The organism is Enteroscipio rubneri (assembly GCF_002899715.1).
GTDB classification, from domain to species: Bacteria; Actinomycetota; Coriobacteriia; order Coriobacteriales; family Eggerthellaceae; genus Enteroscipio; species Enteroscipio rubneri.
This window is the reverse complement of sequence record NZ_PPEK01000013.1, coordinates 1-13,192: the sequence shown is the minus strand read 5'-3', so window position 1 is coordinate 13,192 and position 13,192 is coordinate 1. Positions and strand designations below refer to the sequence as shown.

The window sequence follows — 13,192 nt, the reverse complement described above, 5'->3', positions numbered from 1 at the left end:
CTGCGGTCCCGGATCGTACATGTGCGCATGCGTTTGAGCACGTGCACAACAGCGGGCCCTATTATCGGCGAAATCGGTAGGAAAAGAAAGTATCTTCATCGCGATTGCGGCGAAGGGCGGTGTCCTCGAACCGGCTCTCGGCGGCGTTTCGATGCGGTTAGGACCTCTTGCGCCTCTCCGAACAGGGTCGATGGGCTTCCGAGCTGCGGCGTTATCGTCGGCTCGCGGAGCCTCCCAGCATGTCGATTTCCCGCAGGTGCGTGGTATCATCGGGGACATGAACGCGATGGGATGGATAGCGTGAGGTGCTGTTGAGGCTGACGAGTTCAAGGCTGCGAACGTACGCGCCGGAAGGGTCGAACGCGAGTGCGTTGCGCCGGGTGGATGGCAAACGTGCCCTCGACCTGCTCGCGTCCGGCAGCCTTGCATCGTTGAGTCGGGCAAGAAGGCAACGCCTTCACGCCCTCATCACATTTGCAGCCGCTTGCCGATTCGACACGCCCCCGTTTGCTCCGCCCGCCGCTTGCCCCTGCGCCATACGAGTGCGTGCTGGTATGATGGGCGGTATGTCCAAGCAGACGAAGAGTTCTGAGCAGGAGGAGCGGCTGCGGTCCGCCGATGCGCTTCGTTCGGGCGCCATGCGCTCGAAGGTGGTCGACCGGTAAACGCGGAACCCCCTTCAAAGGAGAGGAATATGACGAGAGAATTCAAATCGATGGACGGCAATAACGCCGCGGCGTACGTCTCCTATGCGTTCACCGAGGTGGCGGGCATCTACCCCATCACCCCGTCGAGCCCTATGGCCGATCTGGTGGACCAGTGGTCCGCCGCGGGCAAGAAGAACATCTTCGGTACCGAGGTAAAGGTGTGTGAGATGCAGTCCGAAGGCGGTGCTGCGGGAGCCGTGCACGGTTCGCTGGCTGCCGGCGCGCTGACCACTACCTATACCGCGTCACAGGGCCTGCTCCTCATGATCCCCAACATGTACAAGATCGCCGCCGAGCAACTGCCAAGCGTGTTCCACGTGAGCGCCCGCACGGTGGCCACGCAAGCACTTTCCATTTTCGGCGACCATTCCGACGTTATGGCGTGTCGTCAGACGGGCTTCGCGATGCTTGCAGAAGGCAACGTGCAAGAAGTTATGGACCTCTCCGCCGTGGCGCACTTGGCTGCCATCAAGGGCCGCATCCCCTTCATCAACTTTTTCGACGGCTTCCGCACATCGCACGAGGTTCAGAAGATCGCCGTCTGGGATTACGACGATCTCGCCGAGCTCTGCGACATGGACGCCGTGCGCGAATTCCGCGACCATGCGCTCAACCCGGAGCGCCCGGCCATGCGCGGCAGCCACGAAAACGGCGATATCTTCTTCCAGCACCGCGAGGCCTGCAACGGCGCCTACGATGCGCTGCCGGCCATCGTTGAGAGCTACATGCATCAGGTGAACGCAAAGCTCGGCACGAACTACGAGCTGTTCAACTACTACGGCGCGCCCGATGCCGACCGTGTGATCGTGGCCATGGGCTCGTTCTGTGACGTGGTAGAGGAGGTTATCGACTACCTCAACGCACAGGGCGAGAAGGTGGGCCTCGTGAAAGTGCGCCTGTACCGTCCGTTCGTATCCGAGAAGTTCGTGGCGGCGTTGCCGACCACGGTCAAGAAGATCGCCGTCATGGACCGCACGAAGGAGCCGGGTGCGCTCGGCGAGCCTTTGTATATGGATGTCATCAACGCGCTGTCGCACGAAGGACGCTCCGACCTTGTTGTCGTGGGCGGACGCTACGGCCTAGCTTCGAAGGACACGCCGCCCTCGTCGGTGTTTGCCGTCTACAAGGAGCTCGAGAAGGACGCGCCGGCGCGCGAGTTCACCGTGGGCATCGTCGACGACGTGACGAACCTGTCGCTGCCCGAAGATCCGACAAGCCCGAACACCGCGGCTGCAGGCACAATCGAATGCAAGTTCTGGGGCCTGGGCGGCGACGGCACCGTGGGTGCGAACAAGAACTCCATCAAGATCATCGGCGACAACACCGACAAGTATGTGCAGGCCTACTTCCAGTACGACTCCAAGAAGACCGGCGGCGTGACCATCAGCCATCTGCGCTTCGGCGATTCGCCCATCAAGAGCCCCTACTATGTGAACAAGGCCGACTTCGTCGCCTGCCACAATCCCTCCTACGTCACCAAGGGCTTCCGTATGGTAAACGACGTGAAGCCGGGCGGATCGTACCTGATCAACTGCCAGTGGACACCTGAGGAGCTTGAGCATCACCTGAGCGCGGAGGCGAAGCGCTACATCGCGCAGAACGGCATTAAGCTTTACACTATTAACGCCATCGATCTCGCACGTGAAATCGGTATGGGCAAGCGCACGAACACCATCCTGCAGTCGGCGTTCTTCACCTTGGCGAACGTCATGCCGCAGGAAGAGGCCATCCAGTACATGAAGGACGCGGCTACGAAGTCCTATCTGAAAAAAGGCCAGGATGTCGTCGACATGAATCACCGGGCCATCGATGCGGGCGCAACCGCTTTCGTTCAGGTGGATGTTCCGGCCAGCTGGGCCGACGCGGTTGACGAGAGTGAAACTCTTGAGCTCGAGGGTCGCGCGGAGCTGGTGAAGCAGGTCACGAGCATCATGGAGCCGGTTGGCCGCATGGACGGCGACCGCTTGCCGGTGTCCGCGTTTATCGACCACGTGGATGGCCAATTCGAGCAGGGCGCGGCCGCCTACGAGAAGCGCGGTGTGGCCGTAAGCGTGCCGGTGTGGGATGCCGCGAGCTGCATTCAGTGCAATCAGTGTGCGTTTGCATGTCCGCACGCCACCATCCGCCCGTTCGCGCTCACTGAGGCCGAAGCTGCCGATGCGCCCGCTGCTACGGTCATGGTGCCGGCGAAGGGCAAGGCTGCTGCTGGCATGCAGTACACGCTGGCCATCTCGCCGCTCGACTGCATGGGCTGCGGCGTGTGCGTAAACGTGTGCCCGTCCGATTCCCTTGCCATGGTGGACACCGATACGCAGCTCGCACAGCAAGAAGTCTTCGACTGGTGCGTGGACAACGTGGCCGAAAAGCCCGAACTGGCCGACGCGACGGTAAAAGGCAGCCAGTTCAAGCAGCCGTTGCTCGAGTTCTCGGGCGCCTGCGCGGGCTGCGCTGAGACGGCATATGCCAAGCTCGTTACGCAGATGTTCGGCGACCGCATGTTTATCACGAACGCAACCGGCTGCTCCTCTATCTGGGGCGGCCCGGCGGCTACCTCGCCCTATACGGTGAACGAACATGGGCGCGGCCCGGCGTGGTCGAATTCGTTGTTCGAGGATAACGCCGAGCACGGTTTGGGTATGCTGCTTGGTCATGAGGCCGTGCGCGGCCGCCTCGAGGGCATCCTTGAGGAGTGGGCTGCGAATGAAAAGGCTCCGGATCAGGTAAAAGAAGCTATCGCTGCGTACCTAGAGACCAAGGATGACGGCGCAGCCAACACCGTGGCGGCCGAGAAGCTTATCGCCGTGGCCGAGGAGTCGGCGGCCAAGGGGTGCCCTTACGCTATCGACATACTCGAGAACAAGGAGTATCTGTCCAAGAAGTCTGTCTGGATCTTCGGCGGCGACGGCTGGGCCTACGATATCGGGTACGGCGGTCTTGACCACGTATTGGCTTCGGGCGAGGACGTGAACGTGTTCGTATTCGACACCGAGGTGTACTCGAACACCGGTGGCCAGGCTTCGAAGGCGACCAACATTGGTCAGGTGGCCGAGTTCGCCGCTGCGGGCAAAGAGGTCAAAAAGAAGAGTCTCACCGAGATTGCCATGGCCTATGGCTACGTGTACGTGGCGCAGGTCGCCATGGGCGCCAAGCCGGCCCAGACCATCAAGGCCATCGCCGAGGCCGAGGCGTATCACGGACCGTCGCTCATCATCGGCTACTCGCCGTGCGAGATGCACTCCATCAAGGGCGGCATGGCGAACTGCCAGGACGAGATGAAGAAGGCCGTCGACTGCGGCTACTGGAACCTGTTCCGCTTCAACCCCGCTGCTCCGGCCGGCAAGAAGTTCGTACTCGATTCCAAGGAGCCTGCGGGCGGCTATCAGGAGTTCCTCATGAACGAAGCGCGCTACAGCCGCCTGACCCGCGAGTTCCCCGAGCGTGCTACCGAACTGTTCCTGCGCAATGAGAAAGCGGCTATGGAGCGCTACGAGCACCTGCTCAAGCTCAAGGACGTCTACGCGGAAGCGTAGAAGCAGCCTTCATCGGTTTTGGCTTTCATAGGCCTGCTGCACATCAGAGCCCCTGGCAATTCGCCGGGGGCTTTTCAGTGCTGTACAGGACGCGGTTGGAGCCCCCGCAAGAGTCGAGGCTTTAGTGTGCTGGTCATGGTGTGCTTAGGGAGCGTTTGCTCATGGACAAGCGCGCTTGGAACGAAAGGTCGCGCGTGCGTTCCCATCGTGCGGCCGCCATGCGCGCGATGGGCCTCCGATGGCAAAAAACCAATTCGGAAGTATCGCACCCCGAAAAGAAAGAGACCTTTTTCGCGAACTGGCCTTTTACTGCAAGAAGCCGATCGGTCCTGCCTCCAGGCGGTTGAGGTTTCCCTATTCGGTGTTTTATTGCCAAAAAAACGAGGCTTCAGCTGCCGAACCAAAATCGACATCCGACGGCATGTCGATTTTGGTTCGGCAGCTGAAAAGCCAAATTCCGTCAAGAAAACGAGGTATGGGAACCCCGGAGCCGGTTTTCGGGCCCCTTGCGAAGGGGGCGTGCGAGTCCTTAGCCGCGTTTGCGCAGGTCACGCGATGACGGTTTGGATCCGAAGTCTTGCTAGCCTTCCCATACCTCGTTTTTCTCGCAGAATTCGCTAATCCAGCTGCCGAAGCGAGGTAGACATGCCGCAGGTTGTCAGGCTGCTTCTTCGGCGAACTCTTCGAGGATGTGGGTATCGACGGCTACGAATGCGGCGACGGCGGCGCATAGCATCGGATACAGGCAAGCGGAGGGAACGCCCTTCGCGCGCTCTGCGAACTGGGGAAGCCAGTCGAGCATATGGTCTTGCTCGAACGCCTGCTGCACGCGTACGAGGCGCGCGAACTCCTGGCCATCTCCGTCACGAAACGCCGCAATCGTACGCTCAGCGAGACAGACCATGAAATCGAGCTCGAACGCGATGCTGTCTTCCGCTTCGCGCGTTGTCGTGCCGACACGATAGCCTTCGGCTTCGTATCGATTGCGCACATCGGCAGTGCTTTCGAGGAACAGTAGCTCGCGAGGATCAAGATACACGGACTCCCAGAACGGCGCGATAGCCTTCGCCGGCCCTATGAACAGCGCCGTGTATTCCGCCCGGGCTTCATCGAGGAAGCGGGCAGCTTCGCTTGCCTGCGGAAGTTCGCGCATGGTGCTTGCCATGGCCGCTAACCGGGGATCAGCCGCAGCGAACACCTCGATAGCCTCGATGGCGGTTGCGCTTGCCATCGACTCCATGAATGCGGCATCCGGCTCTTCGGCGAATGCTCGACGAAAGAGCAGAAGCGCGAGGTGACGTTGGCGGAGGATCGCTTCGGTTGCATCCCGAGAGTTTTCCATGGCTGATTCCTCTCCGTGTTCCTTACCGGGCGTTAAGCTTCATTACTCAAAAACTATCGCTCTTACCAGGTGAAATGCTTGTTACCTCCCGATTGAGCGGCTATATTATAGCGTGTCGGAACCGATGTTCAAGACCTGGGATCATCGATGTCGAAAGGGGCGCTCGGGGCCGGGCCGAACGGCTGAGCGGCGATATGTGCTGCAGAGCTTCGAACTTCTTCATGCCCCCCACACTCGTACCGCAGGCGCGATCATCGGAAAGCAAGGATCGAGGAGTAGGGGGGAACCCATGGGGAATCTCATTGCGGAGATCTCTGAGCGTGCGCTGAGCCGTCGCCGCTTCGTAGCGGGCAGCGCAGTGCTCGCGGCATCGCTCGCGGCATCTTCGTCGCTCGTCGCCTGCCAGGCTGACGGGCAGGGGCAGCAGGGGGCGTCTACGCCAGCCGCTGACGAGGGCGAGTGGATATCGGCGGCGTGCTGGCACAACTGCGGCGGGCGCTGCGTCAATCGCGTGCTCATGAAGGATGGCGTCGTCGTCCGGCAGGGCAGCGACACGTCCCACGAGGACAGCTTCGAATGGCTGCAGCAGCGCGGATGTCCCCGCGGCCGCTCGCAACAACAGCAGTGCTTTGGTGCCGATCGTCTGAAGTACCCCATGAAGCGGGCGAGCTGGCAGCCGGGCGGCGGCGAAAACGCCCATGGCGAACTGCGCTGCAAAGATGAGTGGGAGCGCATCACCTGGGATGAGGCTATCGGCTATATCGCCGACGAGGTCAAGCGCATCTACGATGCCTACGGTCCGCGTTCGGTGGTGGGCAACGGCGGTCCGGGTATCGAGCAGGTGCTCGCGAAGTTGGGCGGCTATATTCAGGTCACGGACACCAGCTCGTGCGGCACGTATTCGTTCAACGTGTCGAAGCTCGGGCTGCCGGGCGCCGACCTTGGGGAGACGAACGACCGATTCGATTTGAAGAACGCCGAGACCATCGCGCTCATGGGCGGCAACCCGGTGTGGTCATCGGGCGGCACCACGATGAACAACTTCGACCAGGCCATCGCGGCCGGCGTCCAATTCGTGTACGTGGGCCCGTCGTACAATGCTACGGCCGCGTACTTCGATGCGCGTTGGATTCCCATCTATCCAGGCACCGACACGGCGTTTCTGCTGGGCGTAGCCTATGAGATGATCCAGCAGGACGTGGTGGATCGCGACTTCCTGAACACCTACTGTGTGGGCTTCGACGGGGACCACATGCCGTCCGATGCGAAGCTTGACGAGAACTTCCAAGGCTATCTCATGGGCGACTACGACGGCGTCCCCAAGACCGCGGCATGGGCGAGCGCCATCTGCGGAGCGACCGAAGAGGATATCGCGTGGTTTGCGGGCACCATCGGCAAGGATCGCAAAGTCATGCTGCTGCACAACTACGCTCTTGCACGCTGTGCGAGCGCAGACAACGTGCCCCAGCTGTTCATGACAGTGGGCGCCATGGGCGGTCATATGGGCAAATCGGGACATGCATGCGGCGGCGCCTACAAGACGTTCGCCGGTACGCATGGCCCGACGTTGGCCGCGTTCGGCGAAACGGGACTTCCCGTTGTCGAGAACCCCATTACGGAATGCATCTCGGCGCCACTTCTCTGGCAGAGCATGCTCGATGGCTCGTTCAATAGCACCGGTATGGCTTATTCGGATGAGTTCAACGCGCAGGACATCAAGCAGGCAGATATCAGGTATCTGTCGCTTGAGGGCGCAGCGCGCATACAGAACACGCCGTCCGCTGTGAAGGCCGTCGAGGCGATCCGCTCGCTTGAATTCGTCACGTGCTCGTCGCACTTCTTCAACGCGCAGGCGAAGTACGCCGATATCGTGCTGCCCATCACCACCGAATGGGAGCGCGTGGGCGGCTTCCCCGGACACCAGCGCAGTCGCGAGACCGTGATAGTGTACACGCAGGTCACGGAGCCGTTGTTCGAGGCGAAGACCGACCAGGAGATCGGGACGATGCTGGCCGAGAGGCTGGGCATGGATCCGACAGACATCTGGCCCATCAATGAGAAGCAGCAGTTTTTCAATCAGATTCTCGGCTGCACGTTCGTCGACGAGGCGGGCGAGAATAAAACGCTTGTGACGGTGACGCAAGAAGACATTGATGCATGGGGCTGCGACGGCGAGCCGCAGGAAGGCGTCGTAGGTCTTGCCGAGTTCCTGAAGAACGGGTGCTACACCATTAAACGCGCCGAAGGCGACTCGTACGTGCGCATTGGGTACCAGGACTTTATCGAGGATCCCCAGGCGAATCCTCGCCCGAGCGATTCCGGCAAGTTTGAGATCTATTGCCAGTACAAGTCCGATATGCTCAACAGCATGGGATACAGCCCCGATGGCACCTTCAAGCCGTATCCGAACTACGTGCCCGCTCCCGAAGGCCGCGAGGGCACCTTTGCGGACGGAGTGGTCGGCGGCGAGCCGAGCGCGTATCCCTTCGTGGTGTACAACCCGCACTACCTGAGGCGAGCGCATCCGGTGCTCGACAACGCCCCGTGGCTGCGCGAGGCGTGGCCGAATCCGGTGTTCGTCAACGCGTCGGATGCGGCGGCCAAGGGCGTTGCCGACGGCGATACCGTGCGGGTGTTCAATGCGCACGGTGCGACGTTGCGCACAGCCTCGGTGACCGAGATCATTATGCCTGGTTGCGTTGGTCTGCCGCATGGCGCCTGGCTCGACTACGACGAAGAGGCCGGGGTCGATCGCGCGGGTACAGACAACGTTCTGTGCGGATCGGTGACAAGCGGCATGGGAACGTCGGGATACAACAACTACAACTGCGATTTCGAGCGCTACGAGGGCGAGGCGCTGCCCGCCGACTGCACGCTGCCGCAGCGCATCGTCTCGCTGGACTAAAGGGGGATGGCTATGAACCAAGTCGGCTTCTTCTACGATCAGACGAGATGCGCCGGATGCAAGACCTGTCAGGTGGCGTGCAAGGACAAGAACCGCCTCGAAGTAGGCACGGTGCTGCGCGAGGTGCGCACCTACCAGGTCGGAGCATTCCCGAGCGTAAAAATGTACCATTTTGCAGCGACCTGCAACCACTGCCAAGTGCCGGCCTGCAAGGATGTGTGCCCCGTTGGCGCCATCGTCAAAGACGAGAACGACGGCACAGTGACCATCGATCACGAGAAATGCATCGGATGCTCGTCGTGCGAGAATGCGTGCCCGTTCGGCGTGCCTCGCATCGACAAGACATCCGGTCTCGCGTACAAGTGCGACGGGTGCATCGAGCTGCGCGCCCAAGGATATCAGCCGGCATGCGTCGAGGCGTGTCCATACCGCGCCCTCGATTTCGGCGATGTTGAGGAGTTGAAAGAGAAGCACGGCGAAGGCCTGGTTAGTGAGCTTCCGGCTATGGGTGAGGGCAAGACCGGTCCGAACACGCTGATCAAGCCCCGCTCGGTGGCGGCTGAGAGTCTGGGCGAGCCCATCATGATCTAAACCGCCGTTTCGACACGACGATTAGCGCCGCAAGCCGCGAGGAACGGCTTGCGGCGTAATTGCGTTTTGGGTATGGTGCACCATGTGCCGCGCGGTTTTCGCATGGCACATGCAGTCCGTTTGCGCGGCGGTCTGCAAAGGTAGGGGGTGGATGGGGATGAAGCGGGACGAGCGGGCGGCGTCGCGTGGAAGGCGGCCGCTGATTGTGCAGTACGTCGTACTGATGACATGCATCGCGACGGTTCTGGTGGCGACGTACACCGCGTGGTCGTATAGCGAGCAAGCGCGTCAGATGGAGCAGCAGATGCTCTCGGAAGCTCGCGTGTTGGAGAAGTCTGTGAGAGCCACGTGGGATTTCATTGATTATGAGCAGCCGAACATCAACTACGACAGCGACGGCACGTATGACTTCAAAGGATTGTACTGCTCGCTTGTGGGCAAAAGCGTAGGCAAGTTGTTCTCCATGAGCACCGATTACCAGTACACGCTGCGCTACACGCGCATCGATCCGCGCAACGCTCTCGACGAGCCGGACATGTTCGAGCAGGCGGCTTTCGAAAGCTTCTACAACGAAGGTTCCGACGAATACTACGATTTTGTCGACGACGAGCAGGGCGGTAGAAACTTCCGCTACGTGGGCGCGATCTATTTGACCCAGAGCTGCATGGACTGCCACGGAGGTCCGAAGGGCGAACTCGATGTGACCGGCTTCGAGAAGGAAGGCCTTCGGATCGGAGATATCGGCGGAGCGGTGAGTATCACGGCGCCGGCCGAACTGTATCAGGCCGGCATCGATCTCAATACGGGCCGTACGGCCGTGTTTTTCGTGCTGTTCCTCTCGGTGGCGTTCGGTGCGAGCGTGCTCTTCTTCCGGCGCAACGTGACGGCGCCCATCGCGCGCATCGAGGACGCGACGGTGGAGGTGGGACGTGGAAACCTAGAAGTGGATCTCAAGGGTATGGGTCATTCTCGCGAGCTGAACGACCTTGCCACGGGCGTGGAGGCCATGGCGCGGGAGCTCGATGTGCTCTACACCACGCTCGAGGAGAAGGTCGACAGCAGGACGAAGCTCTACCGTGAAGCGAACGCACTGCTGGAGGAGCAACGGGAGCGTATCGCTCGGGCGAACCAGATGCTGGCGGAGACGAACGAGAAGCTCAAGGAGGAGAACGAGTACCGGACAAACATCGTCGCCATCCTGAGCCACGAGTTGCGCACACCGCTCACAGCTATACTGGCCTTCGTTGATTTATGGGAGATTTCGGGCGAAAAGCATAGCGAGGAAAGCCGCGATTGTATCGAGAAGGTGAAGGCGCACAGTTTGACGCTTCTGGAGATGGTCAATAACGCGCTCGACATGGTGCGCGTGGAGTCCGGCGCGCTTGAGATTGCGCGCGAAACCATCGATCTCGTGGATCTGGTGTGCGCTGTGACCGCGCTTGCCGATCCTATCGCACGTGGCAAAGGCATAACCGTGACATCCGAGGTGCCCGGCGATGTTCCGCTCATCAAGGGGGATTGGGTGCAGATCGAGAAGATCCTGGGCAACCTCATGAGCAATGCCGTGAAGTTCACCGGGGAGGGCGGTCACGTACGGTTGCTTACGACGTTCGACGCGCGCAGCGCAACCGTGTCGTTCGCCGTCGAGGACGACGGCATCGGCATCGAGCATGATAGCCTGGAGGGGATTTTCGATCGGTTCGTGCAGGCGGATGCATCGATATCGCGTAAATACCGCGGCAGCGGCCTGGGGCTTTCGCTTGTGAAGAAGACGGTCGAGGTGCTGGGCGGGACGGTGAGCGTCGAAAGCGAGCTGGGGGTGGGAAGCACGTTCACCGTGACGCTTCCCGTCGAAACGGTGGAGGAGGACGAACTGGATGAAGATACTGATCGTCGATGACGAACGCGATCTGTGCGACGCCGTCTGCAAGATCGTCGAGCGGCGCGGGCATACGTGCATCTCGGTGCTCGACGGCGCTCGGGCTGTGGGGATGTTCGAACGAGAACGGCCCGATCTTGTGATCCTCGATGTGATGATGCCGGAGGTGAACGGGTTCGACTTGTGTCGAGATATTCGCGGACTCGATCCGAAGGTGCCCATCATCATGCTTTCGGCGAAGAGCGATATCGTGGACAAAAGCATCGGGTTCGCCGCTGGTTGCGACGATTACGTTGCGAAGCCCTTCAACGGCCAGGAGCTGCTCATGCGTATCGAGGCGGGGCTGCGGCGCGCGAGGCTCAACGAGGACGGCATCCCAAGACGCGGCAGTCGCTCGGTGGTGCGCGTGGGCGACATGGAGATACGTCTCAAGAAAAACGAGGTGCTCGTACACGGCGAGTACGCGAACCTTACTCCCAAGGAGTTCCAGATTATCGCATTTCTTGCAAATCATCTGGGGGAGGTGTTCACGGCGCAGAGCATCATCGAGAACGTCTGGGGGCAGGCTTATATGCCCGAATCGGCCAGCATCGCCGTATTCGTGCGCAAGATTCGCAGCAAGATCGAAGATGATCCGTCCAAGCCCCGCTACTTGCAGACGGTATGGAGGGAGGGGTACCGGCTGGGCGAAGACAGCATGATCGAGCGCTACGACGACGAGGATGTCTGAGCTAAACCGGCAAGAAAGCCGCACGGGGCGGCTTTCTTGCCGCTGCGATGCGCATCTGCGCGCAGTTAGGCCTGGCGACGCGCCAGCAGATGCTCGGCGTAGGCCAGCTTCACACAGCAGGCAAATACGTCCATCGCCTCGTCGAGTTCCTCGAGTGGGGGCAGGGTGGGGGCGATGCGGATGTTCGAGTCGCGCGGATCCTGCTTGAGTGGAAACGTGGCACCCGCGCCGGTCATCGTGACGCCTGCCTCCTTGGCGAGCGCGACGATGCGCTTCGCGGTACTCTCGGGAGCGTCGAACGACACGAAGTAGCCGCCGCGCGGCTTGCTCCACGAGCAACCGCCCACGTCAGCCAGGCTCTCCTCCAGTTTACGGTTCACTAGTTCGAATTTCGGGCGCAGGATGGCTGCGTGCTTTGCCATGTGCGCCGCCAGACCCTCTGCATCCTTCAGGAACCTCACGTGGCGCAGCTGGTTGAGCTTGTCGTGGCCGATGGTCTGCACTCCCATGCGCTTTTTGATCTCAACGACGTTGGCGGGGCTGGCCGCGAGCGCGGAGATGCCGGCGCCCGGGAAGGTCACCTTCGACGTGGAGGCGAACTTGAAATAGCGATCGGGGTTGCCGGCTTCGACGCAGGCGTGGCCGATGTCGAGCAGCTGGTCCTGTTCGGCCGCATCGTCGAAGAGGTGGTGTACGCAATAGGCGTTGTCCCAGAAGATGCGGAAGTCGTCGGCGGCGCAGACCATGGAAGCCAGACGGCGCACCACCTCGTCGGAATAGGTGATGCCGCCGGGGTTCGAGTACTTGGGCACGCACCAGATGCCCTTGACGTTCTCGTCGAACGCCGCGATACTCTCGACCTCGCCCATGTCGGGACCTTCGTCGGTCATGGGAACCGGGATCATCTCAATGCCGAAGGCCTCGGTCACCCCGAAGTGGCGGTCGTAGCCGGGCACGGGGCAGATCCAGCGCACGGTTTCGAGCTTGCTCCACGGGGTGCTGCCGAGCGTTCCGAACGACCAGCAGCGAGCCAGTGCGTCGTACATGATGTTGAGGCTGGCATTGCCGCACACGATGACGTTCTCCGGATCATCGTCGAGCATGGAGGCCATGAGCGCCTTCGCTTCGGGAAGACCGTCCACCACACCGTAGTTGCGGCAGTCGGTGCCGTCGGTCGACACGCAATCTTCGAGCGTGGTTATCGTTTCGAGCAGCGGCATGCTGAGGTCGAGCTGCGCCTTGGCCGGCTTGCCGCGCGCCATGTTGAGGGACAGGCCCCGCGCCTTGATCTCCGCATGCTCGCGCTCCAGTCGATCTTTCAGAGCTGCAAGCTCGTCGTTTCCCAATTCCACATAGGTGGGCATCGTGCTTCCTTCCCTCGTCGCCTCCGCTGCAGGCCGGCCTCATGCGGCCCGTTGTCGAACATACCGTTCCAGTATAGGGATTCGCCCGGCGGGCGTCGATACCGTTTCCGCCGGCGCGCGGGGCGGCAGGGGGCGAGACGGGGC

At 61.2% G+C, this 13,192-nt stretch carries 7 protein-coding genes; 5 read left to right on the top strand and 2 right to left on the bottom strand.

Annotation, left to right across the window (positions count from 1 at the left end):
- Window positions 1–694: 694 nt before the first annotated feature.
- The gene (nifJ, locus tag C2L71_RS09675) at window positions 695–4,237 is read left to right on the top strand and encodes a pyruvate:ferredoxin (flavodoxin) oxidoreductase (RefSeq protein ID WP_103265559.1); all 3,543 of its coding nucleotides are present in this window, start codon (window positions 695–697) and stop codon (window positions 4,235–4,237) included.
- A 658-nt stretch (window positions 4,238–4,895) separates the two neighbouring features.
- Here nifJ and C2L71_RS09670 read toward each other — a convergent pair.
- On the bottom strand, window positions 4,896–5,579 hold the full coding sequence (locus C2L71_RS09670) for a TorD/DmsD family molecular chaperone (RefSeq protein ID WP_103265558.1): 684 nt from the start codon (window positions 5,577–5,579) through the stop codon (window positions 4,896–4,898).
- A 289-nt stretch (window positions 5,580–5,868) separates the two neighbouring features.
- On the opposite strand from C2L71_RS09670, the gene C2L71_RS09665 reads away from it, so the two are divergent.
- The 4 genes from C2L71_RS09665 to C2L71_RS09650 all read left to right on the top strand — a co-directional run bounded on the left by C2L71_RS09665 (window position 5,869) and on the right by C2L71_RS09650 (window position 11,684).
- Complete coding sequence (locus tag C2L71_RS09665) at window positions 5,869–8,484, top strand: molybdopterin-dependent oxidoreductase (protein WP_103265557.1); 2,616 nt, start codon at window positions 5,869–5,871, stop codon at window positions 8,482–8,484.
- Between the two features lie 12 nt (window positions 8,485–8,496).
- On the top strand, window positions 8,497–9,075 hold the full coding sequence (locus C2L71_RS09660; RefSeq protein ID WP_103265556.1) for a 4Fe-4S dicluster domain-containing protein: 579 nt from the start codon (window positions 8,497–8,499) through the stop codon (window positions 9,073–9,075).
- A gap of 151 nt (window positions 9,076–9,226) precedes the next feature.
- Window positions 9,227–10,975: an ATP-binding protein gene (locus tag C2L71_RS09655; RefSeq protein ID WP_170042489.1), complete on the top strand. Its 1,749-nt coding sequence runs from the start codon at window positions 9,227–9,229 to the stop codon at window positions 10,973–10,975.
- The gene (locus C2L71_RS09650) at window positions 10,953–11,684 is read left to right on the top strand and encodes a response regulator transcription factor (RefSeq protein WP_103265554.1); all 732 of its coding nucleotides are present in this window, start codon (window positions 10,953–10,955) and stop codon (window positions 11,682–11,684) included. Before C2L71_RS09655 ends, C2L71_RS09650 begins: the two co-directional genes overlap by 23 nt.
- A 65-nt stretch (window positions 11,685–11,749) precedes the next feature.
- Here the strand turns inward: C2L71_RS09650 and C2L71_RS09645 are convergent, their stop codons facing one another.
- Complete coding sequence (locus C2L71_RS09645; RefSeq protein ID WP_103265553.1) at window positions 11,750–13,048, bottom strand: aspartate aminotransferase type Ic; 1,299 nt, start codon at window positions 13,046–13,048, stop codon at window positions 11,750–11,752.
- Between the last annotated feature and the right edge of the window lie 144 nt (window positions 13,049–13,192).

Coding starts and splice junctions, on each gene's coding strand:
- nifJ (WP_103265559.1), top strand. CDS start 695: ATGACGAGAGAATTCAAATCGATGGACGGCAATAACGCCGCGGCGTAC.
- C2L71_RS09670 (WP_103265558.1), bottom strand. CDS start 5,579: ATGGAAAACTCTCGGGATGCAACCGAAGCGATCCTCCGCCAACGTCAC.
- C2L71_RS09665 (WP_103265557.1), top strand. CDS start 5,869: ATGGGGAATCTCATTGCGGAGATCTCTGAGCGTGCGCTGAGCCGTCGC.
- C2L71_RS09660 (WP_103265556.1), top strand. CDS start 8,497: ATGAACCAAGTCGGCTTCTTCTACGATCAGACGAGATGCGCCGGATGC.
- C2L71_RS09655 (WP_170042489.1), top strand. CDS start 9,227: ATGGGGATGAAGCGGGACGAGCGGGCGGCGTCGCGTGGAAGGCGGCCG.
- C2L71_RS09650 (WP_103265554.1), top strand. CDS start 10,953: ATGAAGATACTGATCGTCGATGACGAACGCGATCTGTGCGACGCCGTC.
- C2L71_RS09645 (WP_103265553.1), bottom strand. CDS start 13,048: ATGCCCACCTATGTGGAATTGGGAAACGACGAGCTTGCAGCTCTGAAA.